The 23,204-nt window shown below is 71.6% G+C and carries 21 protein-coding genes and 1 riboswitch; of the genes, 2 read left to right on the top strand and 19 right to left on the bottom strand.

Annotated elements, in window-relative coordinates:
* Nucleotides 1-139: 139 nt before the first annotated feature.
* The 7 genes from ligA to EAO71_RS23305 all read right to left on the bottom strand — a co-directional run bounded on the left by ligA (nucleotide 140) and on the right by EAO71_RS23305 (nucleotide 7,640).
* Entirely contained in the window at nucleotides 140-2,320 is a 2,181-nt protein-coding gene (gene ligA / locus EAO71_RS23335; RefSeq protein ID WP_147979783.1) for an NAD-dependent DNA ligase LigA, read from the bottom strand.
* 34 nt (nucleotides 2,321-2,354) lie between these two features.
* On the bottom strand, nucleotides 2,355-3,371 hold the full coding sequence (locus EAO71_RS23330; protein ID WP_147979782.1) for a methionine synthase: 1,017 nt from the start codon (nucleotides 3,369-3,371) through the stop codon (nucleotides 2,355-2,357).
* Between the two features lie 28 nt (nucleotides 3,372-3,399).
* Nucleotides 3,400-4,098 (bottom strand): SDR family oxidoreductase, encoded by a 699-nt coding sequence (locus EAO71_RS23325; RefSeq protein WP_147979781.1) that lies wholly within the window; start codon nucleotides 4,096-4,098, stop codon nucleotides 3,400-3,402.
* A 13-nt stretch (nucleotides 4,099-4,111) separates the two neighbouring features.
* Nucleotides 4,112-4,582 (bottom strand): hypothetical protein, encoded by a 471-nt coding sequence (locus EAO71_RS23320; RefSeq protein ID WP_147979780.1) that lies wholly within the window; start codon nucleotides 4,580-4,582, stop codon nucleotides 4,112-4,114.
* A 101-nt stretch (nucleotides 4,583-4,683) separates the two neighbouring features.
* Nucleotides 4,684-6,465: an alpha/beta hydrolase gene (locus tag EAO71_RS23315; protein ID WP_147979779.1), complete on the bottom strand. Its 1,782-nt coding sequence runs from the start codon at nucleotides 6,463-6,465 to the stop codon at nucleotides 4,684-4,686.
* Nucleotides 6,462-6,908 carry a hypothetical protein gene (locus EAO71_RS23310; RefSeq protein WP_147979778.1) on the bottom strand — a complete coding sequence of 149 codons (447 nt, stop codon included), beginning with the start codon at nucleotides 6,906-6,908 and terminating at the stop codon, nucleotides 6,462-6,464. Before EAO71_RS23310 ends, EAO71_RS23315 begins: the two co-directional genes overlap by 4 nt.
* Before the next feature lie 192 nt (nucleotides 6,909-7,100).
* Nucleotides 7,101-7,640 carry an LOG family protein gene (locus EAO71_RS23305; protein ID WP_147979777.1) on the bottom strand — a complete coding sequence of 180 codons (540 nt, stop codon included), beginning with the start codon at nucleotides 7,638-7,640 and terminating at the stop codon, nucleotides 7,101-7,103.
* Between the two features lie 123 nt (nucleotides 7,641-7,763).
* Here EAO71_RS23305 and EAO71_RS23300 point away from each other — a divergent pair, with 123 nt between their 5' ends.
* Nucleotides 7,764-8,573, top strand: a complete 810-nt coding sequence (locus tag EAO71_RS23300) for an alpha/beta fold hydrolase (RefSeq protein ID WP_147979776.1) — start codon at nucleotides 7,764-7,766, stop codon at nucleotides 8,571-8,573.
* 44 nt (nucleotides 8,574-8,617) lie between these two features.
* Here the strand turns inward: EAO71_RS23300 and mnmA are convergent, their stop codons facing one another.
* A complete protein-coding gene (gene mnmA / locus EAO71_RS23295) occupies nucleotides 8,618-9,745 on the bottom strand; it encodes a tRNA 2-thiouridine(34) synthase MnmA (RefSeq protein WP_147979775.1) in 1,128 nt (375 codons plus the stop codon).
* Nucleotides 9,746-9,806: 61 nt separating this feature from the next.
* On the opposite strand from mnmA, the gene EAO71_RS23290 reads away from it, so the two are divergent.
* Nucleotides 9,807-10,460, top strand: coding sequence for an N-acetylmuramoyl-L-alanine amidase (locus EAO71_RS23290; protein WP_147979774.1), 654 nt, complete (start codon nucleotides 9,807-9,809; stop codon nucleotides 10,458-10,460).
* Nucleotides 10,461-10,554: 94 nt separating this feature from the next.
* Here the strand turns inward: EAO71_RS23290 and EAO71_RS23285 are convergent, their stop codons facing one another.
* From EAO71_RS23285 to EAO71_RS23235, 11 genes are all read right to left on the bottom strand, one after another.
* Nucleotides 10,555-11,718, bottom strand: a complete 1,164-nt coding sequence (locus EAO71_RS23285) for a cysteine desulfurase family protein (RefSeq protein WP_147979773.1) — start codon at nucleotides 11,716-11,718, stop codon at nucleotides 10,555-10,557.
* 204 nt (nucleotides 11,719-11,922) lie between these two features.
* A complete protein-coding gene (locus tag EAO71_RS23280; protein ID WP_147979772.1) occupies nucleotides 11,923-12,762 on the bottom strand; it encodes a thioesterase family protein in 840 nt (279 codons plus the stop codon).
* Nucleotides 12,763-12,785: 23 nt separating this feature from the next.
* Nucleotides 12,786-13,460, bottom strand: a complete 675-nt coding sequence (locus tag EAO71_RS23275) for a trimeric intracellular cation channel family protein (RefSeq protein ID WP_147979771.1) — start codon at nucleotides 13,458-13,460, stop codon at nucleotides 12,786-12,788.
* Between the two features lie 201 nt (nucleotides 13,461-13,661).
* Nucleotides 13,662-14,942 carry an ABC transporter ATP-binding protein gene (locus tag EAO71_RS23270; protein ID WP_147979770.1) on the bottom strand — a complete coding sequence of 427 codons (1,281 nt, stop codon included), beginning with the start codon at nucleotides 14,940-14,942 and terminating at the stop codon, nucleotides 13,662-13,664.
* Nucleotides 14,939-16,060 carry an ABC transporter ATP-binding protein gene (locus EAO71_RS23265; RefSeq protein ID WP_147979769.1) on the bottom strand — a complete coding sequence of 374 codons (1,122 nt, stop codon included), beginning with the start codon at nucleotides 16,058-16,060 and terminating at the stop codon, nucleotides 14,939-14,941. Before EAO71_RS23265 ends, EAO71_RS23270 begins: the two co-directional genes overlap by 4 nt.
* A complete protein-coding gene (locus EAO71_RS23260) occupies nucleotides 16,057-17,055 on the bottom strand; it encodes an ABC transporter permease (RefSeq protein ID WP_147979768.1) in 999 nt (332 codons plus the stop codon). The genes EAO71_RS23265 and EAO71_RS23260 overlap by 4 nt, the downstream gene beginning before the upstream one ends.
* 122 nt (nucleotides 17,056-17,177) lie before the next feature.
* Complete coding sequence (locus EAO71_RS23255) at nucleotides 17,178-18,947, bottom strand: ABC transporter substrate-binding protein (protein ID WP_147979767.1); 1,770 nt, start codon at nucleotides 18,945-18,947, stop codon at nucleotides 17,178-17,180.
* A 118-nt stretch (nucleotides 18,948-19,065) separates the two neighbouring features.
* A complete protein-coding gene (locus EAO71_RS23250) occupies nucleotides 19,066-20,067 on the bottom strand; it encodes an ABC transporter permease (protein ID WP_147979766.1) in 1,002 nt (333 codons plus the stop codon).
* Nucleotides 20,068-20,380: 313 nt separating this feature from the next.
* Nucleotides 20,381-21,169, bottom strand: coding sequence for an enhanced serine sensitivity protein SseB C-terminal domain-containing protein (locus EAO71_RS23245; RefSeq protein ID WP_147979765.1), 789 nt, complete (start codon nucleotides 21,167-21,169; stop codon nucleotides 20,381-20,383).
* 41 nt (nucleotides 21,170-21,210) lie between these two features.
* Nucleotides 21,211-21,951: an enhanced serine sensitivity protein SseB gene (locus EAO71_RS23240; protein WP_147979764.1), complete on the bottom strand. Its 741-nt coding sequence runs from the start codon at nucleotides 21,949-21,951 to the stop codon at nucleotides 21,211-21,213.
* A 238-nt stretch (nucleotides 21,952-22,189) separates the two neighbouring features.
* Nucleotides 22,190-22,861 carry an AAA family ATPase gene (locus EAO71_RS23235; RefSeq protein ID WP_147979763.1) on the bottom strand — a complete coding sequence of 224 codons (672 nt, stop codon included), beginning with the start codon at nucleotides 22,859-22,861 and terminating at the stop codon, nucleotides 22,190-22,192.
* Between the two features lie 141 nt (nucleotides 22,862-23,002).
* A riboswitch (glycine riboswitch) is annotated at nucleotides 23,003-23,114 on the top strand.
* Nucleotides 23,115-23,204 lie beyond the last annotated feature (90 nt).

Genomic DNA, 23,204 nt, shown 5'->3' with positions numbered 1-23,204 from the left:
ACGTCACAACAGTAGGCCGCGGAGGGCTCCGACGGGCAGCGCTCTCCATGTCTTGCCCGAATGCGACCCGGCCACCCCTAACGATCTGGTATGCGCCGAACGGGTGACGATCCGGGGGTGGGACAGGGGGGACGGAGGGCTACTCGGCGGCCGGAACCGCCGCCTCCCGGGCCGCGTCGGGACCCTGTTCCAGCAGGACCGCGAACCCGTCCTCGTCCAGAACCGGAACCTTCAGCTGCATGGCCTTGTCGTACTTGGAACCCGGGTTGTCCCCCACGACGACGAAGTCGGTCTTCTTCGAAACGGAACCGGTCACCTTCGCTCCGCGGCTCTGCAGCGACTCTTTTGCGCCATCCCTGGTGAAGTTCTGCAGGGTGCCGGTCACGACGACCGTCAGCCCCTCCAGCGGGCGCGGCCCCTGCTCCTCGTCGGCGCCCTCGTCCTCCAGACGGACCCCGGCCGCGCGCCACTTGCGCACGATCTCGCGGTGCCAGTCCTCGGCGAACCACTGCTTCACCGCGGCCGCGATGATCCCGCCGACCCCGTCGACGGCCGCCAGCTCCTCCTCCGTGGCCTGCTCGATGCGGTCCAGGGAGCGGAACTCACGGGCGAGTGCCTCGGCCGCGACCGGGCCCACGTGACGGATCGACAGCCCGTTGATGAACCGCGCCAGGGGCCGGTCCTTGGCCGCGGCGATGTTCTCCAGCATCGACAGCGCGTTCTTGCGCGGCTCGCCGTTCTGGTTGGCGAAGACGGTGGCGATCTTCTCCTCGCCGGTCTTCGGGTCCCGCTTCGGCAGCCCGCTGTCCGGGTCGAGCACGTACGCCCGGATGGGCAGCAGCCGCTCGATGGTGAGGTCGAACAGGTCGCCCTCGTCGACCAGCGGCGCCTCGGCGGGCTCGAGCGGCCGGGTGAGCGCGGCGGCGGCGACCGCGCCGAACTTCTCGATGTCCAGGCAGGCACGGCCGGCGAGGAACGCGACGCGTTCGCGCAGCTGGGCGGGGCACGTCCGCGCGTTGGGGCAGCGGAGGTCGATGTCGCCCTCCTTCATGGCCCGCAGCGGCGTCCCGCACTCGGGGCACTCGGCGGGCATCACGAACTCCCGCTCGGTGCCGTCCCGCAGGTCGGCGACCGGCCCGAGGATCTCCGGGATGACGTCACCGGCCTTGCGCAGCACCACGGTGTCGCCGATGAGGACGCCCTTGGCCTTCACCACCTCCTGGTTGTGGAGGGTGGCGAACTCGACCTCGGAGCCGGCGACCGTGACCGGCTCCACCTGCGCGTACGGCGTGACCCGGCCGGTCCGGCCGACGCCCACCTTGATGTCGACGAGCTTGGTGTTGACCTCCTCCGGCGCGTACTTCCAGGCGATCGCCCAGCGCGGGGCGCGCGCCGTGGAGCCGAGCCGGCCCTGGAGCGGGATCTCGTCCAGCTTGACGACGACCCCGTCGATCTCGTGCTCCACGGAGTGCCGGTTCTCGCCGAAGTACGCGATGAACTCCCGTACGCCGTCCAGCGAGTCGACGACCCTGTTGTGCCGGGCGGTCGGCAGGCCCCACTCGCGCAGCAGCTCGTAGGCGTGGCTGAGGCAGTCGATGTCGAAGCCCTCGCGGGCGCCGATGCCGTGCACCACCATGTGCAGCGGGCGGGTGGCGGTGACCTTGGGGTCCTTCTGGCGCAGCGAACCGGCGGCGGCGTTGCGCGGGTTGGCGAAGGGCTTGTCGCCGGCCTCCACGAGGCGGGCGTTGAGCCCCTCGAAGGCCTCCATCGGGAAGTAGACCTCGCCGCGGATCTCCACGAGATCGGGGATGCGGTCGCCGCGCAGCCGGTCCGGGATGTCGGCGATGGTGCGGACGTTGGGCGTGATGTCCTCACCGGAGCGGCCGTCGCCGCGGGTCGCCGCCCGGGTCAGCCGCCCGTGCTCGTATGTCAGGTTGACCGCGAGGCCGTCGACCTTCAGCTCGCACAGGAAGTGGTACGCGGAGGTGCCGACCTCGCGCGCGAGCCGCTCGGCCCAGGCGGCGAGTTCGAGGTCGTCGAAGGCGTTGTCGAGCGAGAGCATGCGCTCGCGGTGCTCGACGGAGGTGAACTCGGTCTCGTACGCCCCCGCGACCTTCTGCGTCGGCGAGTCGGGCGTCCGCAGCTCCGGGTACTCCTCCTCCAGGGCCTCCAGGGCGCGCAGGAGTCGGTCGAACTCGCCGTCGCTGATGACCGGCTGGTCCTTCACGTAGTACCGGAAGCGGTGTGCCTCGACCTGCTCGGCCAGGTCGGCGTGCTTCTCCCGTGCCTCGGCCGGCAGGGCCCCCTGTTCGACTGCCACCGTTACTCGTCCTCCCGTTTGCCTCGAAAACCCGTCACTCAGGGTTGTCCGCGAGCGATCTCGCCGCCCGGGCGCTGTGGGCGAGCGCCGCCCGGGCGTACGCCGGCGAAGCACCCGCGAGCCCGCACGTCGGGGTGACCACGACGGAATCGGCCAGAGTCCCCGGATTCAGCCCCAGTCTGCGCCACAGCGTCCTGACACCCATGACGCTACCGCCCGGGTCGGACAATGGGGCGTCGGTGGACGGCACCACGCCAGCGAAGAGGACGGTTCCGGACTCCACCGCCTCACCGATCGGCTCCTCGTCACGCTCCGTGAGGAGCGAGAAGTCGAACGAGACGCCGGAGACGCCGGCGCGCCGCAGCAGGGCGAACGGCACGTCCGGGGCGCACGAGTGGACGACGACGGGGCCGTCGTGGACCGCGATCACCTCGCGCAGGGCGCTCTCGACGACCTGCCGGTCGACGGCCCGGTGGGTGCGGTAGCCGCTGGCGGTGCGGACGTGCCCCCGCAGGACGGCGGTCAGGGAGGGCTCGTCGAGCTGGAGGACGAGGCGGGCGCCCGGCACCCGCCGGCGCAGCTCCGCCAGGTGGCCGCGCAGGCCCTCGGCGAGGGAGCCGACGAGGTCCCGGCAGGCCCCGGGGTCGCCCAGCGCGGCCTCGCCGCCGCGCAGTTCCAGCGCCGCGGCGAGGGTCCACGGGCCGACCGCCTGGACCTTGAGCGGGCCCTCGTAGCCCTGGGTGAACTCCTCCAGGGCGTCGAGGTCCTCGCCCAGCCAGGACCGGGCGCGCCGGGTGTCGCGCCCGGGCCGGTCGCTGACCCGCCACCCGCTGGGCTCCACGTGCGCGTACATCTCGACGAGCAGCCCGATGGTCCTCCCGATCATGTCGGCGCCCGGCCCGCGGGCGGGCAGCTCGGCCAGGAAGGGGAAGTCCTCGAAGGATCCGGCGACGGTCCTGGCGGCCTCCCGGGCGTCCCCGCCGGGCATGGACCCGACGCCGGTGGCGGGGCCCCAGGTGAAGGGGGTCTTCTCGTCGTTCGTGTCGCTCACCCGGGAAGCGTACGCGTGACCGCCCGGGCTACCGACCCGGCCGGACCGTCAGGTCGTTGATCTCGGCGTCGCGCGGCAGGTCGACGGCGGTGAGGATGGCCGTCGCGACGGACTCGGGGTCGATCCACTTCGACGGGTCGTACTCCTTGCCCTCCTGCTGGTGGACCTTGGCCTGCATGGGGCTCGCGGTCCGCCCCGGGTAGACGGAGGTCACCCGCACGCCGTGGGCGTGCTCCTCGTGGCGCAGCGAGTCGGCCAGCGCCTTCAGTCCGTGCTTGGAGGCCGCGTAGGCGCCCCATTCGGCGTGGGCGTTGAGCCCGGCACCGGAGTTGACGAAGACCACGTGGCCCTTGGAGACCCGCAGCTGCGGCAGGAAGTGCCGGGTGAGCTCGGCCGGGGCGACGAGGTTGACGTCGAGCTGGTGGTGCCAGGTCTTCGGGGTGAGCTCGCCGACCGGGCCGAGGTCGACGACGCCCGCGATGTGCAGGAGGGTGTCGACGCGCTCGGGCAGGGTCTGGTGGGAGAACGCCCAGGAGAGCCGGTCGGGGTCGGCGAGGTCCCCGACGAGCGTCCGCGCGCCGGGGAACGCGGCGGCCAGCCCCTTGGCCCGTCCCGCGTCGCGCGCGTGCAGCACGAGCTCGTCCCCGCGGGCGTGGAGCCGCCGGGCGACGGCCGCGCCGATGCCGGAGCCGGCTCCGGTGATCACATGAGTAGCCATGGGAGCCATGCTCGCATCCCGGTCACGGCGAGGGGTCGGAGGCGGGTGAACCCGCGGACCAGAAGTCCGAGCGGACGTGGGGGGTGGGGATTTTGCCGGGCGCGTATGCGGGACCGTTGGGCTGGGAAGTCGACTCGGCGACCGGGGACTTCTCGACGCAGGGGGTGTTGATGTCGAGGAACGCCTGGCCCTTGTAGCCGACCTCCACGGACAGCTCGAAGCCGTCGGGCGTCCTGGCGAAGACGGCCGGCATCTCCTTGTCCTGGTTCACGCCGGTGATCTCGTACCCGGACTTCTTCCAGAACCGCTCGATCACGCCGAGAAAGCTGCCACGCCGTTGCTCGGAGATGACGGTCGTCACGGCCCGCCGCCGGGTCACCGTGCAGCTGCCGGACGTGGTCGTGTCATGGGCCCACTGGAGTTCCGGTACGAACGCGTTCAGCGTTCCGTCGAGCATCGCGTCCGCGCGGTCCGCCGCTTCCTGCATGTTCATGTCCGTACTCGCTCCTCCGTCGCCCAGGCTTCCGCACCCCGCCAGCACCACGCCCGTCAGGATGACGGACCCGGCGAGCCGAGCAGCCCGTCCCTGTCGCTTCATCGGTGGGCCTCCGTAGTGATCTTGTCAGGCTGTCCGGCGACGATCCGGGCGATGTTCTTCGCCGACTCCGGATCGAGGTCCGGCGTGAAGTACTGGGAGTGGGCGTCGAACCCGCCCCCTTCGAGCACCATGCGGGGCCCGTCGTCGACCTTGAAGCGCTGTGCCCCGAAGGCCTCGCTCGCCGGGTCCTTGCCGAAGTAGACGTCGTCGTTGCCGATGTCGAAGAGGTCGCGTCCGATCAGGACCCCCGTCGGGCCTCCCATCACCCATCCCAGCTTCGCCTCGCCCTGCGTCGGCAGATGGGTGACCGGGTCGTTGTCGGCCGCGCCGACGAACACGTGGTCCTTACCGACGCCGAGCTCCGTCGCCTTCTGCGCGTCCACACCGGGGCTCCCCAGCAGGATCACGTCGTCGACCCCCGGAATGCCGCCGGACTGCTTCGCTGCCGTGCCCACGGTCAGCGAGCCGTAGGAGTGGCCGATCGCCGTCACATGGGGGTCCCTGTTCTCGTTCGTCGCCGAGAGGCCCGCCATGAACTGGTTGTACGCAGGCGCGCCCCGCTGGGCGTCACCCTTCGACATGACGTCCACGTTCTGCGGGGCGTCGTAGCCGAGCCAGACGATCGAGGCGCTCGACGGGTCGATCCGCCGGGCGCCGAGGGCGGTGTCCTGCGCTCGCTTCATCGTGTCGTCCACGAACTCGCCGTTCAGCTTGGTGCCCAGGCCGGGGACGTACGCCGACACGTTCCTGGCGGTGTCCGGGTTGCCGTAGGAGACGATCGCGCGGCCGTTGCCCTCGTCGCCGATGCCGAGCAGGAACATCGGCGGGTTGCTCGGCTTGTCCAGCTTGTCCTTGATCATGCGGAGCGCGTCGAGCTTCGTCTCGGAGTCGCCGTCGTCCTTGCCGGCCAGCTCGTCCATGAGCACCGGCAGATGGTTCCGGTTCGCCTCGTCTCGGGCGGCCGCCGGAATGCCGTCGAGGCCGCCGATCATGTCGGGGGCGATCTCCAGGTACTCCTGGCGCTGTTCCTCGCTCAGAGCGTCCCACCACGCCTTGCGCTCGGCGGGACTCTTGCCGGACGGCAGGTCGTCGGCGAGGTAGGAGCCGGCGGTGGCGCGGACGTCGGCGGTGTCCCGGAAGACGTCCTTCATGGTCGCCTCGGTGACATCGAGCCCCTTGGCCGCCCGCAGACCGTCCAGCGTCCTGGCGTAGCGCGCGTCGATGTCACCGGCGGACCAGACCGCCCGGGCTATCCGGTCCGCGATCGCCTGGGCCTTCTCCGCGTTCGGGTTCATGGGCTTGAAGCTGCCGGGGGCGTAGTCGCCGAAGGCGGGGCGGTCGAGCGGGAGGCTTCCCTTGACCTTGCCTCCGGGTGCCTCCTTGTCGCCGATCAGGGTCTCGGCGGTGGCGGCGGGGTATGTCAGCGACCCGTCCTCGTGGACGGTGAACTTGAGGGCCGCCGCCTCGTCCAGAGCCTGCTTCAGCTGCCGCTGGGGCTCGGCGAGATCGGCGGCGAGGCCGTTCAGCGCCGTCCGGACCAGACCGCACTCGGTGTGCAGGTAGGTGAAGTTGCGGCTGAGCCGTTCGAGCCTGCCGAGCGCGCCTTCGGCCGACTCGCTGTCCTGGGTCTCGCGGAGCTTGGCCGACATCGCGCGGTCCACCCGGACGCGATCGGCGTCGGAACGTCCCGAGACCTCGTTCCACTTGTCGCCCGCGTCCTCGAACTCGGACGGCTTGAGATCGCGCAGCTGCTGCCATGTGAGGGCCGTGCGCGTCACCGCTTCTCACCCGGCTTCGCGCCGGTCCCGCCGGCGGTCCGGAAGGACTTCTCGATCGCGACCTCGGTCTCGCCCATCTCCTTGGCCACCGTGAGCAGGGCGCCTTCGAGCGCGTCGCACTCGTCCCGGACCGCGGCGAGGCGGTCCTCCCAGGACTTCAGCACGCTGCGGACGGCCGCCACCGAGGCGAAGCCCGCGGCGCCGGCCTCCATCCCCTCGTGGCCGGGGCCGAGCGCGGCGCGGCTCGTCTCGGTGCTGGTGCGCAGCTCGGCGGACGTGCCCGACGCGCTGGTCCACGGGCCTCCGCTGTGCCTGAGCTTCCCCTGGCCGCCGCCGGATCCCGGATCCGGAGCCGTCGAGGCGAGGGTCATCGTCGCCCCGCCCCGGTCCGCACCGCCGTCGGTCGGGCCGAACAGCTCCTGCCAGCGCTCCGAATAGGACACGCCACGCTCCCCCCGTCCTGTGGACCGCGCCTCTGCGCGATCATGCCCGGCGAGGTTAACGCAGGCCGCAGTGGCCTGCGCAGTCGCGAAGCGGAACGCGACGAAGAAGACCGGCCGGGGCATAGCAGGGGGCTTTGACCTGCGCAAGAGTGTGGCGACTCAGGTGCTTCGCGGACGCATCGGTGTGCGCACTCAGCGGATGCCGGCGGACTCCTCCAGGTACGCGAGCGCCGCGACGCCGTCCTCCGCGAAGAGGACCAGTTCGGTCAGCGGCAGCGGCAGGAAGCCCTCGTCCTCCATGCGGCGGAACTGCGCCTTCAGGCCGTCGTAGAAGCCGGCCGTGTTCAGCAGGACCACCGGCTTGGTGTGCTTGCCGTGCTTCCGGAGTTCCAGCACCTCGGTGGCCTCGTCCAGGGTGCCGGTACCGCCGACCATGACCACGACGGCGTCGGACTTGGCGAGGAGCAGCGCCTTCCGCTCCCCGAGGTCCCGGGCGACGACCATCTCGTCCGCGTCCGCGCGGGCGGTGGCGGCGAGGAAGTCGACCGAGACGCCGACGAGCCGCCCGCCCGCCTCCCGCACGCCGTCGGCGACGACCTTCATCAGGCCGACGTCGGATCCGCCCCAGACGAGCGTGTGCCCGCCCTTGCCGAGCAGTCCGGCGAACTCGCGCGCCGGGCCGGTGTAGCGCTCGTCGAGGTCGGCGGCGGAGAGGAAGACGCAGATGTTCATGGCTCCACCGTAGGGGGTGGTGCGGGGGCCGCCGGGCCGTCCGGATCGGCCGCCCGGAGAACTTCCCGGTGAATTTCCCCCGCACACCGATGAGTTCCGCACGCGGCCCCGGTCATCACTGGCATGGACGAGGCGAACAGCACGCTGAGCAGGGTCCGGGGACGGGTCACGTCGGCGGACGGCACCCGGATCGCGTACGAGCGGTACGGCGACGGGCCGCCGGTGATCCTGGTCGGCGGGGCCCTCGGCACCGCCGCGGCCGAGCGGCCGCTGGCCGGGCTCCTCGCGTCGCGCTTCTCGGTGGTCGCCTACGACCGCCGGGGCCGCGGCGGGAGCGGCGACACCGGCCCGTACGCGGTGGGGCGGGAGATCGACGACCTGGCGGCGCTGGCCGCCGAGGCGGGCGGCGACGTCGCCGTGCACGGCACCTCGTCGGGTGGCGCGCTGGCGCTGGCCGCCGCGGCGGCCGGGCTGCCGATCGCCCAGCTCTCGGTCTTCGAACCGCCGTACGCGACCGACGCCGGGGGGCGGGAGGGCTTCGCCGCGCGCGGCCGGCGGCTGGTCGCGCTGCTCGACGAGGGGCGGCACGAGGAGGCGCTGGAGCTGTTCCTGTCCGACGCGGCGGCACCGGGGGCGCCGGCCGGGCCGGCCGGGCCGGCCGGGTGGCCACGGCTGGCGGAGGTGGCGCACACCCTCGCGTACGACCACGCCGTCCTCGGCGACGGGGTGGTGCCGGAGGGGCTGCTCGGGTCGGTCGACGCGCGCGTGCTGGTCGTCGACGGCGGGTTCAGTCCGGCCTGGACGCGCGAGGCGGCGCAGGCCGTCGCGGCGGCGCTCCCCCGTGGCCGGCACCGTACGCTGACGGGCCAGACCCATCTGGTGGCGCCGCACGTCCTCGCGCCGGTGCTGGCGGAGTTCTTCGTCGAGGAGTGACGCCGGTACCGGCCCGTCCGGGCCGCGCGGACGACCCGGCCGGCTCAGACCGTGGCGTCGGCCGCGCGCCGGACCGTCGACGCGATCGTCGCCGAGCCGACCACGCGCGTGCCGTCGTAGAGCACGATCGCCTGTCCCGGGGCCACGCCCCGGACCGCCTCGTCGAAGGTGACGTGCAGGGTGCCGTCCGCCAGCTCCGCCGTCACCTCGGTCTCGCCGCCGTGGGCGCGCAGCTGGGCCGTGTAGCGGCCGGAGGCCGCCGGGGCCGTGCCGCACCAGCGCGGCTTGATCGCCGTCAGGGCCGTGACGTCGAGCGCCTCCACCGGGCCGACCGTGACGGTGTTGTTCACCGGCGAGATGTCCAGGACGTAGCGCGGCTTGCCGTCCGGCGCGGGGTGGCCGATCCGCAGCCCCTTGCGCTGGCCGATCGTGAAGCCGTACGCGCCCTCGTGCGTGCCGAGCTTCCGGCCCGCCTCGTCCACGATGTCGCCCTCGGCCGTCCCGAGCCGGGAGGCGAGGAAGCCCTGGGTGTCGCCGTCGGCGATGAAGCAGATGTCGTGGCTGTCGGGCTTCTTCGCCACGGCGAGGCCGCGCCGCTCCGCCTCCGCCCGGATCTCGTCCTTGGTGGTGAGGGTGTCGCCCAGCGGGAACATCGCGTGGGCGAGCTGCTTCTCGTCGAGGACGCCGAGGACGTACGACTGGTCCTTGGCCATGTCCGACGCCCGGTGCAGCTCGCGGGTGCCGTCCTCGTTCAGGACGACCGTGGCGTAGTGGCCGGTGCAGACCGCGTCGAAGCCGAGGGCGAGCGCCTTGTCGAGCAGCGCCGCGAACTTGATCTTCTCGTTGCAGCGCAGGCAGGGGTTGGGCGTGCGGCCGGCCTCGTACTCCGCGACGAAGTCGTCGACCACGTCCTCGCGGAAACGCTCGGCGAGGTCCCAGACGTAGAAGGGGATGCCGATGACGTCGGCCGCCCGGCGGGCGTCGCGCGAGTCCTCGATGGTGCAGCAGCCGCGCGCGCCGGTGCGGAAGGACTGCGGGTTCGCCGAGAGGGCCAGGTGCACCCCGGTCACGTCGTGCCCGGCTTCGGCGGCCCGGGCGGCGGCGACGGCGGAGTCCACGCCGCCCGACATGGCGGCGAGGACACGGAGGGGACGGGGAGGAGTCGTAGTCATAGCCCTACCAGGGTACGGGGCTCCGGGAACCGTGGTCGCGTGAGTATGCGTTGACGATCACATGGGGAGTGAAAAGGCCAAGAGGGGGGTCGGGCGGCGCGCTGTGCTGCTCGGCGGAGGAGCGGCGGTGCTGGGCACGGCCGTGCTGGCCCGCGAGGAACTGCAGCGCGCCTGGTGGCGGCTGCCGGGGACGGAGCGGAAGCGGGTGGAGGGCGAGCTCGACCACCAGGGCGCGGAGTGGACGGCGGCGGCGCGGGCGAACTGGCGGCGGGCCGACCGGCCGGACGACTACGTGATCGACCGCGTGGTGATCCATGTGGTCCAGGGCAGCTACTCCGGTGCGCTGAAGGTCTTCAGGAATCCGGCGCACGGCGCCGCCACGCACTACGTGGTGCGCAAGGACGGGCACGTCGCGCAGATGATCCGCGAGCTCGACGTGGCCTTCCACGCGGGCGACCGGGACATGAACGAGCGGAGCGTCGGCATCGAGCACGAGGGCTTCGTCGACCGGCCGCAGGACTTCACGGCGGCGATGTACGCGGGATCGGCGCGGCTGACGGCCGGGATATGCGCCCGCCACGGGATCCCCGTGGACCGGGAGCACATCATCGGGCACGTCGAGGTCGAGGGCACGGACCACACGGACCCCGGCCCCCACTGGGACTGGCCCCGCTACATGAAGCTGGTGGCTGCGGAGGCCGCGAAGCTGGGGTGAGTCCGGCGGTACGGGACGCCGGCCAGCCCAGGGCGGTCGGCATACGGGGACGCCGCCCCGGGCGGTCCGGCGGTGCGGGCCCGTGCGCGAGGGCTCAGGTGAGTCCGGCGGTGCGGGCCCGTTCGACGGCCGGGCCGATCGCCGCGGCGACCGCGGCCACGTCCTCCTTGGTGGAGGTGTGGCCGAGGCTGAAGCGCAGGGTGCCGCGCGCCAGGTCCGGGTCGGTGCCCGTGGCGAGGAGGACGTGGCTGGGCTGGGCGATGCCCGCGGTGCAGGCCGATCCCGTGGAGCACTCGATGCCCTGGGCGTCGAGCAGCAGGAGCAGGGAGTCGCCCTCGCAGCCGGGGAAGCTGAAGTGGGCGTTGGCGGGCAGCCGGTCGACCGGGTCGCCGCCGAGGACGGCGTCGGGTACGGCGGCGCGTACGGCGTCGACCAGTTCGTCGCGCAGGCCGCCGACCTCCCGGGCGAACTCCTCGCGTCGTTCGGCCGCGAGCCGGCCGGCGACGGCGAAGGCGGCGATCGCGGGGACGTCGAGGGTGCCGGAGCGCACGTGCCGCTCCTGGCCGCCGCCGTGCAGGACGGGGACGGGGCTGTACTCGCGGCCGAGGAGCAGGGCGCCGATGCCGTAGGGGCCGCCGATCTTGTGACCGGAGACGGTCATCGCGGCGAGTCCGGAGGCCGCGAAGTCGACCGGAATCTGACCGAACGCCTGCACCGCGTCGGAGTGCAGGGGCACGTCGAACTCGGCTGCGACGTCCGCGAGTTCCCGGACCGGCATGACCGTGCCGATCTCGTTGTTCGCCCACATGACGGTGGCGAGGGCGACGCTCTCGGGGTCGCGTGCGACGGCCTCGCGCAGGTCGTCGGGGTGGACGCGGCCGTACCGGTCGACGGGGAGGTACTCGACGCTCGCGCCCTCGTGGGTGGCGAGCCAGTCGACGGCGTCGAGGACGGCGTGGTGCTCGACCGGACCGCACAGCACACGGGTGCGCCGGGGGTCGGCGTCCCGGCGGGCCCAGTACAGGCCCTTGACGGCGAGGTTGTCGGCCTCGGTGCCGCCGGAGGTGAAGACGACCTCGCTGGGCCGGGCACCGAGGGCGGCGGCGAGCGTCTCCCGCGCCTCCTCGACGGTGCGGCGGCCCCGTCGCCCTGCGGCGTGCAACGAGGAGGCGTTGCCCGTGACGGCGAGCTGGGCGGTCATCGCCTCGATCGCCTCGGGGAGCATCGGCGTGGTGGCGGCGTGGTCGAGGTAAGCCATGGTGGGTCGATTCTACGAGGCGGTCCGGGCTCCTCGGGCGCCTGGCCTGTTTGCGCCCCCTGCCGCGCGGGCGGCCGTCCGGCCGGTCCGGGTCGGCCGACGCCGAGAGCGCCCCCGCGTCCCGGTGCGCGGTGCGCAGGGGGACGCCGCGAGGCGCTCTCGGTGACGTGATTCCCGGGGCAGGCGGGACTTCGAAGACGCTCCCTAGCCGCGCGGGGCGCGGGCCAGCTGGCGGGACTGGGCGACGAGGCGGTCGGCGCTGTCCCAGACCTCCGCGTCCTCCTCCAGGAAGCCGCCGGCGAGGTTGCGGGTGGTGATGGCGACCCGCAGCGGACCGGGGGCGGGACGGCAGCGGATGTGGGTGGTCAGCTCGACCGTGGGGGTCCAGCCCTTGAGGCCCAGCTCGAACGAGGTCGGCGGCATCGCGTCGACGGTGAGCAGCAGGGACAGCGCGTCGGGCTCGCGGCCGTCGGCGAGGCCGAACCAGCCGCGCATCTCGCCCTTGCCGGAGGGAGCTCCGACGGCCCAGCCGACGGTGGCCGGGTCGAGGCGGATGTCGAGCCGGTCGGTGATGGCGGAGGAGCCGGGGATCTCGGGCCGGGGGCCGTCCGAGGCGCCGAAGCACTGCTCGATGGGCGCGAGGGCCGGCGGCCGGGCGGCGGTGCGGACGTCGTCCGGGAGCGCGTCGAGGTCGCCGTAGGAGGCGAGGACGCGGATGCGCTCGATCTCGGTGCCGTCCGCGTCGTACTGGTAGAGCGAGGCCTGTCCGGTGGAGAGGGTGCGTCCGGTGCGGACCGTCTCGGTGCGGATCACCGCGGGGCCCGGCACGGACGGGGTGAGGTAGTGCGCCGAGATGGTGAACGGGTCCGGGTGCGGGAGGTGCTCACCGAGCGCTCGGCCGAGCAGCGAGAGCAGGTAGCCGCCGTTGACGGCGGAGATGATCGTCCAGCCGGCGGACAGGTCGGCGTCGTAGATGCCGGGGGCGCGCAGGGTGACGGCGGTGTCGCGGTCGAACTCGCTCGTCGTCTCGATGCTCGTGCTCATGCCTTCGACGGTACAACACAAGATTACTGAGCGGTAGCTTTTTCGGGCTCCTCGCGCGCGGACGACCTCCGGTTCCAGGCCCGGGGCGCACGCCAGTGGTAGCGCATGGCGAGCAGGCGCAGGACGAAGGCCGTGCTCACGGCGGTGGCGCTGGTGAAGGCGTTGAGCGCGTCGAAGCGGATGCAGACGGCGACCATCGTGGCGCCGACCATCGCGGGCACGGCGTACAGGTCGCGATCCCAGCGGAGCAGGGAGGGGACCTCGTTGGCGAGCACGTCCCTCAGCACACCGCCGCCGACGGCGGTGGCCAGGCCCAGCGCCGCGGAGGAGGTGAGGCCGAGGCCGTAGTCGTACGCCTTGGTGGTGCCGGTGACGCAGAAGAGACCGAGACCGGCGGCGTCGAAGACGTTGACGGCCGTCTGGGTGCGTTCGACCTCGGGGTGGAGGAAGAAGACGAGCGCGGCCGCGACGAGTGGCATCAGGAAGTAGCCGAGGTCGGCGAACGCCGCGGGCACGGCACCGATGATCAGGTCGCGCAGCAGACCGCCGCCGAGCGCGGTGACCTCGGCGAGGACGGCGATTCCGAAGACGTCGAAGTTCTTGCGGACGGCGAGGAGGGCGCCGGAGATCGCGAAGACGAAGATGCCGACGAGGTCGAGCGCGTGTTGTACAGAGGGATTGAACAGTTCGTGGAGCACCGCCCAATTGTGCCGGTCGGGGGTGCGTGGTCCGACGGACGGTACCGGCGGGCGCGGCCGCGGACCTGCCCCGCCCCGCCCCCAGGGCGGCCCGGCCCGGGGCGCGGCGCACCGCGACCGCGAAGGGCCCCGCGCCGGACGGCGCGGGGCCCTTCGTACGGGAACCCGTGGCCCCCTGCCCCGTCGTCGCGGGGTACCGCGTCACTTCGCCGACGCGTCGCCTTCCGCGGGGGTGTCCTCCGCCTCGGCGGACGCCTCCGCCTTCGCGGGCATGTCCTCCTCGACGGGCGCGGACGCCTCCGCCTTCGCGGGGACCTCCTCGGACGCGGCCTCGGACGCCTCGGGCTTCGCGGCCTCGGGCTCCGACGGGGCGGACGCCTCCGCCTTCGCCGGCACCTCCGGCTCGGCCGCCTCCGGCTCCGCCTTCTTCGCCGTGTCCTTCGACACCTCGACCGACTCCCGCGCCGCCGGGATCGTCAGCCCCTCGGCGTTCTCCGGGTGGTGGCACGCCACGCGCTGGCCCGGGCGCAGCTCCAGGAGCGGCGGCTCCTCGGTCTTGCAGAGGCTCGTCGCCTTCCAGCAGCGGGTGTGGAAGCGGCAGCCCGGCGGCGGGGCGATCGGCGACGGGACGTCGCCGGTCAGCAGGATCCGCTCGCTCTTCTGGCCGCGGCGCCGGGGGTCCGGCACCGGGACCGCCGACATCAGGGCCTTGGTGTACGGGTGCATCGGCGACTCGTACAGGCTCTTGCGGTCCGCGAGCTCCACGATCTTGCCCAGGTACATCACCGCGATGCGGTCCGAGACGTGCCGGATGACCGACAGGTCGTGGGCGATGATCACGTACGTGAGGCCCAGCTCCTGCTGGAGGTCGTCCAGGAGGTTGACCACCTGCGCCTGGATGGAGACGTCCAGGGCCGAGACGGGCTCGTCGGCGACGACCAGCTTCGGCTTCAGGGCGAGCGCGCGGGCGATGCCGATGCGCTGGCGCTGACCGCCGGAGAACTCGTGCGGGTAGCGGTTGTAGTGCTCCGGGTTGAGGCCGACCAGGCCCAGCAGACGCTGGACCTCCTTCTTCACGCCGCCCTCCGGCTCCACGCCCTGGAGCTTGAAGGGCGCCGAGACGATCGAGCCGACCGTGTGCCTCGGGTTCAGCGAGCCGTACGGGTCCTGGAAGATCATCTGGATGTCGCGGCGCAGCGGGCGCATGCCGGCCACACCGAGGTGCGAGATGTCCTTGCCCTGGAACTCGATCGAGCCGCCGGTCGGTTCGAGCAGCCGCGTGATCAGCCGGCCCATCGTCGACTTGCCGCAGCCGGACTCGCCGACCACGCCGAGGGTCTCACCCGGCAGCACCTCGAAGTCGATGCCGTCGACCGCCTTGACCGCCCCGACCTGGCGCTGCAGCAGCCCCTTCTTGATCGGGAAGTGCTTCACCAGGCCGGTGACCTTGAGCAGGGGCTCGGTGCTCTTGTTGTCGCTCACAGCTTCGGCGCAATCTCTTCGGTCCAGATCCGGGTCCGCTCCTCCTGCGACATGTGGCAGGCGGAGTAGTGACGGCCGTGGCCCTCACCGACCGTCGCCAGCCGCAGCTCGGGGCGCTCCGTGCGCGTGATGCCGCCCTTGGGCACATCCGCGTACGGGCATCGCGGGTTGAACGCGCAGCCGCTCGGAACGTTGATCAGGCTGGGCGGGTTGCCCTTGACCGGGATGAGCCGGTCGGTCTGGTCCCGGTCGATGCGGGGCATGGAGCCCAGCAGGCCCCAGGTGTAGGGGTGCTGCGGCTCGTAGAAGACGTCCTCGGCCGATCCGCGCTCCACGCACCGCCCGCCGTACATCACCAGGATGTCGTCGGCGATCTCGGCGACGACGCCGAGGTCGTGGGTGATGATGATGACCGCGGAGCCGAACTCCTTCTGCAGGTCCCGGATCAGGTCGAGGATCTGCGCCTGCACGGTCACGTCGAGCGCGGTGGTCGGCTCGTCCGCGATGAGCAGCTCCGGGTTGTTGACCAGCGCCATCGCGATCATCGCGCGCTGGCGCATACCGCCGGAGAACTCGTGCGGGTAGCTGTCGAACCGCCGCGCGGGCTCGGGGATGCCGACCCGGTCGAGGAGTTCGACGGCCCGCTTGCGGGCGGTCTTCTTGTCGACCGGGTGGTGGACGCGGTACGCCTCCACGATCTGGTGGCCGACCGTGTAGTACGGGTGCATGGCCGACAGCGGATCCTGGAAGATCATCGCCATGTCGCGGCCGCGCAGCTTGCGCACGGCCTCGGGATCGGCCGAGAGCAGCTCCTGGCCGTTGAGCCAGACCTCGCCGGAGATCCGGGCCTTCTGCCGGCCGTACTGGCCGACCGTGTGCAGACCCATGATGCCGAGCGAGGTCACCGACTTGCCGGAGCCGGACTCGCCCACGATGCCGAGGGTCTTGCCCTTCTCCAGCTGGAAGGTGAGGCCGTCCACGGACTTGACGAGGCCGTCGTCGGTCGGGAAGTGGATCTTGAGGTCGCGTACGTCCAGGAAGGCGTCGGACGGCGCGGACTGTCCGGACCTGACCGGCTCGCCGAGAGCGGCACCGGTCTTCGTCAGATTGTCCGTCATGCGAGCCTCACTCGGGGGTCGATCACCGCGTACAACAGGTCCACGACGAGGTTGGCGACGACCACGCAGGCCGCGGTGATGAGGGTGACCGCCAGGATCAGCGGCAGGTCACGCTCGCTCACACCCTTGATCGCCAGCCCGCCGAGGCCGTGGAGGCTGAACGCGGTCTCGGTCAGGATCGCGCCGCCGACGAGGGCGCCGAGGTCCATGCCGAAGATGGTCAGGATGGGGGTCATGGTGGAGCGCATGGCGTGCTTGCCGAGCACGACCGGCTCGGGCAGACCCTTGGCCCGGGCGGTCCGGATGTAGTCCTCGTTGAGGACCTCCAGCATGGTGGCGCGGGTGAGTCGCGCGTACATCGCCGCGTACAGGAAGGCGAGGGTCACCCACGGCAGCAGCAGGCCGCCGAACCAGCCGCCGAAGGACTCGCTGATCGGTACGTACGAGGCGTTGACCCAGCCCAGCTGCGTGCGGAAGACGAGCATCGCCAGCATGGCGGTGAAGAAGATGGGGAGCGAGACACCGGCGAGAGCGGTGATCATCGCGACACGGTCGATGACGGTGCCCCGCTTGAGCGCGGAGACCACGCCGGTGGTGACACCCATGAGCAGCCAGAGCACGGCTGCGCCGAGGACCATGGAGAGGGTGACGGGGAAGGCGTCGACCAGCATGGCCGAGACCTCCTGCTCCGTACGGAAGGAGTAGCCGAAGCAGGGCGCGGCACAGTGGATCGTGTCGCCGCCACCGGTGTAGTCGCGGCCGACGAAGATCCCGGAGACGAAGTGCCAGAACTGCACCAGGATCGGCTCGTCCAGGCCCAGCTTCTGCCGGATTCCCTCGATGGAGGCCGGATCCGCCTGCTTGCCGACGAACATCGCGGCAGGGTCGCTGCCGGTCATCTTGGGGATGAGGAAGAAGATGCTGAGTGTCACCAGGGTGACGACGAGCAGCATCGCGACGACGGCGAAGAGCCGTCGGACTATGTATGCAAGCATGCGGTCGGCCGGTCGGCGGCTGGGGAACCCGATCGGGTTCCCCAGCCGCCGGCCACGGCCATCACCTGCCCTTCGGACCTAGCGGCGGGTGCGCCGTTGGAGCGAGTTGATGGAGACGGGGCTTACTTGACGACGCCGAGCGACGCGTAGTCGTAGCGGCCGTTGTAGGCGTCGGCCGTGTAGACGTTGGTCAGTCGCGAGGAACGCCAGATGATGTTCTTCTCGTGGGTGAAGGGCAGGTAGACCGCGGCCTCCGAGACCTTCGTGTTGATCTGCTTGTAGAGCTCGCCGGCCTTGGCCGGGTCCGTCTCCTTCAGCGCCTGGTCGAACAGGCCGTTGATGGCCGGGTCGTTCAGCTCCGAGAAGTTGTTGTTGCCGCTCTGCAGGATGAAGCGACCGTCGACCAGCGGCTGCAGGAAGCCCTGGCCGGACGGGAAGTCGGCGCCCCAGCCCATGATGATGATGCCGTAGCCCTTGTCCTTGACGACCTTCGGCGAACCGATGATGCCGGACGTCTGGGCGCCGTCGAACTGGTCGATCTGGGCGTCGATGCCGACGGCCTTCAGCGACTGCTGGAGGGACTCGGCGGTCGCGATCTCGATCTTCTTGTTGTTGCGGACCGCGATCGTGGTCTTGAAGCCGTTCGGCTTACCGCACTTGGCCAGGGCCTCCTTGGCCTTGGCGAGGTCCGGCTTGCCGGCGAGCTTGCCGTACGGGTCGGCCGCCGGGTCGGCACCCTTGATCGCCGGGGGCAGCATGTTGGTGGCGATGTCGCCACCGGCCTGCGGGCCGCCACGGGCGGTCTGGAGGGACTTGGAGTCGGCCGCGTAGATGATCGCCTTGCGGCACTCGACGTTGTCGATGACCGTCTGCGGGAAGACCGCGTAGCGGATGAAGCCCGTCTGCGGGTTGTCCGCGTTCTCCTTGTGCTGCTGGAGCACCTTGGCGCGGGCCGAGGCGCCGACACCCGTCGCGTTGATGTCGAGGTCGTACTCGCCCTCGATCAGACGGTTGTCCATGTCGTCGGCGTTCGTGGTGAACGTGACGCTGATCTTGTCCGGCAGGGCCTTGCGGATGCCGTCGGACTTCGCGTCCCACTTGTCGTTGCGGACGAGCAGGATGGACTTGTTGGGCTTGTACTCCTGCCACTTGTACGGGCCGGAGGAGAACGGCTTCAGGCCGTACTGCGCCTTGGTGTCCTTGTCCTGGCGGACCGGGGAGGCCGCGGGCATGGCCAGCATCTGCAGGAAGTCACCGTTGGCGACCGGCAGCTTGAAGACGATGGTCTTGTCGTCCGGGGTCTCGATGGCCTTCAGGCCGAGCTTGTCCGCGGAGGTGTCCTTGTACGGGCCCTTGTACTCGCCCTTGGGGTCGAGGACCTGCTGCAGGTAGATCGGGCCGCCGGAGATGACGTCCTGGGCCCAGATGCGCTCGATGCCGTACTTGATGTCCTTGGAGGTGATCGGCTTGCCGTCCTCCCAGGTCACCCCGTCCTTCAGCGTGAAGGTGTAGGTGAGGCCGTCGGCCGAGACCTTGCCGGCGTCGGTGGCGAGGTCGGGGACCAGCTCGGTGGAGGCGGCGCCCGGCTCGGACTTGAAGGTGACCAGCTGACGCGTGTAGTAGCGCGCGAAGTCCCACACGAAGCCGTAGTAACCGCGCTGCGGGTCCCACGAGTCGGCCTCCTGCGAGCCGATGAACTTGAGGGTGCCGCCCTTCTTGTCGGAGGCGTTGGCGACCTTGTTCACGCCGGCGTTGAAGCCGGGCGCGCCGGCCTTGCCCTTGCTGCCGCCGTCGCCGTTGCCGCCGCCACAGGCCGTGGTGACGACCATCGTGGCCGCGGCGAGCAGCGCGCCCGCGGCGATTCTGCGCCTCTGAGAGCTGTTCAGAGTCATGGTCTCGCAACCTCCGGAATAATGGCGGCCGTTACGGCGGTCCGCCGGTGGGACATGCCTCCTGTCGACAGCGGCAGGGGCTGGTCTGGGGCTGGTCTTGCGGTGTCGCGGCGTTCGGTCAGCGGGAGCTCTTCGGGTCGAGCGCGTCACGCACGCCGTCGCCGAAGAGGTTGAACGCCAGAACGGTGATGAAGATGGCGAGGCCGGGGATCACCATGAACAGGGGGTCCGACTCATAGGTGGAGATGGCCGCCGACAGCATCTGCCCCCAGGAAGCGGTGGGAGGCTTCACACCCGCGCCGAGGAAGCTGAGCGCCGCTTCGGTGAGGATGTTGGTGGGGATCATCAGGGTCGCGTAGACCGTGATCGGGGCGATCAGGTTGGGCAGCAGTTCCCTGCGGAGGATGTAGAAGCGTCCCGCGCCCAGGCTCTGCGCCGCCTCGACGTACTCGCGGTTGCGCAGCGTGAGGGTCTGGCCGCGGACGATGCGGCCGACGTAGGGCCAGCCGAAGAAGCCGATGACGAGGACCAGGGCGGCGATGCGGACGCCCGAACCGTCCAGGCCCAGGAGCGAGTTCGGCAGCACCGAGACCAGGGCGATGGTGAAGAGCAGCTGCGGGAAGGCGAGCATGACGTCCATGACGCGGCTGAGGGCGGCGTCGATCCAGCCGCCGAAGTAGCCGGCGATGATGCCGAGGACGGTGCCGAGCAGGACCGCGAAGACCGCAGCGAGGAAGGCGACCAGCAGCGAGATCCGGGCGCCGTAGACGATGCGGCTGAAGACGTCGCGGCCGTTGACCGGCTCGACCCCGAAGAGGAAGTCGGAGCTGATGCCGCCGTAGGAGCCGATCGGGGTACCGAAGAGCGGGTCGATCTGGTCCTCGTGGAACTGGTCCGGCGGGTGACCGAGGAGGCCCACGATCAGCGGAGCGCAGATGGCCACCAGGACCAGGAACAGGACGACGAATCCGCCGGTGAGGGCGAGCTTGTCACGCTTCAGCCTGGTCCAGGCGATCTGCCAGGGGGAGCGGCCCTCGATCACCTTGGCCGGGAGGTCGGACACGGCGTCGACGGGAACCGTCGACTCGGCCGCACTCGTCTCGTGCAGTGGTGCCGTCATCGTGGTGAGGACCCCTCTCGGCCGCCGGTAGCCGGCCCTTGCCCGCCGCGGGTAGCGGCTTGGTGGAACAAACTCCTCGGACGCAGGCCAGGAAGGCCGAACGCCCGGTGTTCCGGGGAGTCTTCAATGGGTTCGCGATCACCCGCCAGACCTGACGGGGAATGTTTGCTCAAACGTGATGCGGTCCTACGCCTTCCGTTATCCGGACGCAGTGATCGCGTGAGCGGACCATCTCGGCCGCTATTCGACCAGAACGGACATGTCGCCCAACTGCATGAGTGACGTATGCAATTGGGGTGACGGAACGGACGTATCAGTACGCTCGGGGCGCGGCGGGAGGGTAGCCGTAACCGGGGGCGTGCGGGGCGGGGGCGGCGTGCGCCTCGCGGTCGTAGAACGGGCGGGCGTTGGCCCGCAGCCACATCGTCACCGGGTCGTGATCGTCGGACATCGCGACGGTCGAGACCGGCAGCCCGTCGGGCACGGCGGAGATCGACTGGCGCATCATCGCCCGCACGGTCTCCACCGAGGCCGCGGACGTGTCGTAGAGGTCGAGCCCGATGGCGAGGTACGGAGAGCCCAGCGAGGGCTGGACCCAGGCGCGGCGCAGCGACCGTACGGACGGGGTGCGGTGCGCGTTCTGGGTCAGCAGGGCGTAGAACTGCGGAATCTCCAGCGCGGGCTCGGACAGCCGCAGCGGTCCCGCGGGCATCCGCTCCAGGCCGGTGGCGATCCGCCGGAGGTCGGCCCACGGGATGCCGACGCCGCCGCCGGGGTCGTGCGGGTTCAGCCAGATGCCCCAGCGGTCCGGGTAGAGCGCGCGGGCGATGTCGCGGCCGGTGACGACCTCGTGGGCCCGGTTCCAGCCGGAGGCGGCGAGTTCCTGGGCGGAGGTCACGCAGGGGGCGTAGCCGAGGCCGTCGATCTCCATCTTCCCGTACTGGGCGTCCGGGGAGCCGGCCTGGCCCTGCCAGAGCAGCATCCGGACGTTGCCGTCGGCCAGGGCGTGCAGCAGCTGCTCGTACGCGTCGTAGCGTCCGGGTGTCACCTGGCGCAGCATGTGCTCGACCTGTCCGGCCGCAGCGGTGCCTGACGCGCTCACCGTGGGTCCCGCCCCTCTTTCGTCCACCGAATCTGCTTCATTTACGCGGAGGCCCGCTGATAGAAGGGGCGCACCTGCTCCAGCATCCAGTCCCCCACCGGGTCCTGCGCAACGTCCAGCAGGATGAGATTGACCGGCCAGGCCACCTCGACCCGGCCGAGCGCGCGCCCGAGCGCGTCCAGGGGCGCGTTGCGGTCGACACCGTCCCAGGTGGCGAGCTGGACGCCGACGAAGAGGGCCGGTTCGGTGCCCTCGACGCTGGCCAGGGCGCGCCGCGCGGTGACGACGACCCCGGTGGCCTCGAACTCGGCGGCCGCGGCGGACAGGAAGTCGACCGGGTCGTCCTGCCAGTCGGGCTCGAAGAGGCGGACCCGGCCGCCGGTCGCGGGGCCGTCCAGCGGGGTGCGGCCGACCCGGCAGAGTTCGGCCACGGCCGGCGGGGGCAGCGGGGCGCCGACCGTGCCGCCGGGGTTCACGGCGATGCCGAGCTGCGGCGGCAGGCCGCGGGCGAACTCGCGGGCCGGGGCGACGGTGAAGGACATGTGGCTGCCGACGCAGGCGAGGAACTGCTGCTCGGAGCTGAAGACGGGGACGTACGGGAAGCCGCCGATCTCCATCGTGGGCAGGTCGAGGTCGGTGCTGTCGGGGCCGCCGCCGTTCGGCAGGGGCACCCAGATCGGGCTCCGTCCGAGCACCTCGACGAGCCGGCCCCCGGCAGCGGGGTTGCCCAGCGAGGCGGCCAGCACCTCTTCGAGCTCGTTGCCCGGCCACGTAACGTCCACGGTTCTCGGTTCCCCTTCTCGCGTGAAGTCGTCACGCGCCCTCGGGGCAGAACCCTAACGCCGCCCTGACCTCGCCGTGGCCAGATACGGCCGGAGCGCCTCGGTCCGTATCACCGTGCGCGCGCGTCGCCGCCGGTCGGCGGCCCCGCCGCAGGGCTCCGTACGGCCTCCCGCGCACGGTGCCGGGCCGAAATCCGCCGGGGCCGGGGGCGGCCGCGGAAGGGGATCCGCCGGCCCCTCAGTCCGCGTCGCGGAAGGAGATCCGGCGCAGCGCGCCCGCCGCGTCCCGGTCGAGGAGGGTCGCGGAGGCGCATCCCGGGGGCAGGCTGCCCGACTCCACGGCGCGCAGCAGGCGGCCGACGGCCCGGCGGTGCCGGGCGAAGGCGTAGCCGGAGACCCCGCGGCCCCGCTCGCGCTGGCCCTCGCGGGCCGCGGCGGGGGTGACGTCGAGCATGATCAGGTGCAGGGCGCGCCCTCTGCGGCGGGCCTCGCGGGCGAGCCAGGCGCGCACCCAGGACTGGGTGCCGCAGTCGTGGACGATCACGCTCCGGCCGGCGCGCAGGTCCCGCCGCAGTCCGGCGTAGTGGGCGACGCGGACCAGCGGGCGGTAGACGGCGTAGGGCAGGAAGCCCGGCATGAGGGCCTCCCAGCGCTCCCGGGCGTCCTGCGAGTCCACTCCCCGGCCCTCGGCCGCGCGGGCCATCAGCGTCGACTTCCCGCTGCCGGGCAGCCCGGAGACGACGACCAGGTCGCCGGCGGCGAAGGCGAGCGCCCGCGGCCCGCGGCCGGCCCGCTCGCGCAGGTCCCGCAGCAGGGGCGCGGCCTTGGTGCGCCGTCGGGTCCTGGCCCGGGCGCGTCCGGCCCGCAGTCCGGTGTCGGCCGCATAGGCGCCGGTCCGCTGGAACGTCATCGCTACTCCCCCTGTCGGGCCCTTGGGGAGCCCTTGCCCAAGAAGTGTAAAGAAACGGTAATGCGGCACAAGCGATTTGCCGATGAGACCCCGCGTGCAATGATGTGCGCGCCAAGCGCACACAACCGCATATCGGCCGCTCGAATCCGCGCGGGAGAGTCCTGGACAGGCTGTAGCACTGCTGTAGCAGTCCGGGCGCCGAAGGAGCAAGACCCTCCCTTGAATCTCTCAGGCCCCGTACCGCGTGGATGAGGCAGATCTGAAAAGCGAACCGCCCCGGCAGCACCGGCGCGGCTCCACCCAAGGTGCAAGCCGAGGATGCCCTCGGTGAACCTCTCAGGTT

It is taken from the genome of Streptomyces sp. MS191, assembly GCF_008042125.1.
In the GTDB taxonomy this organism is placed as follows: domain Bacteria; phylum Actinomycetota; class Actinomycetes; order Streptomycetales; family Streptomycetaceae; genus Streptomyces.
The sequence above is the reverse complement of the archived record's forward strand: the minus strand, read 5'-3'. Positions and strand labels throughout refer to the sequence as shown.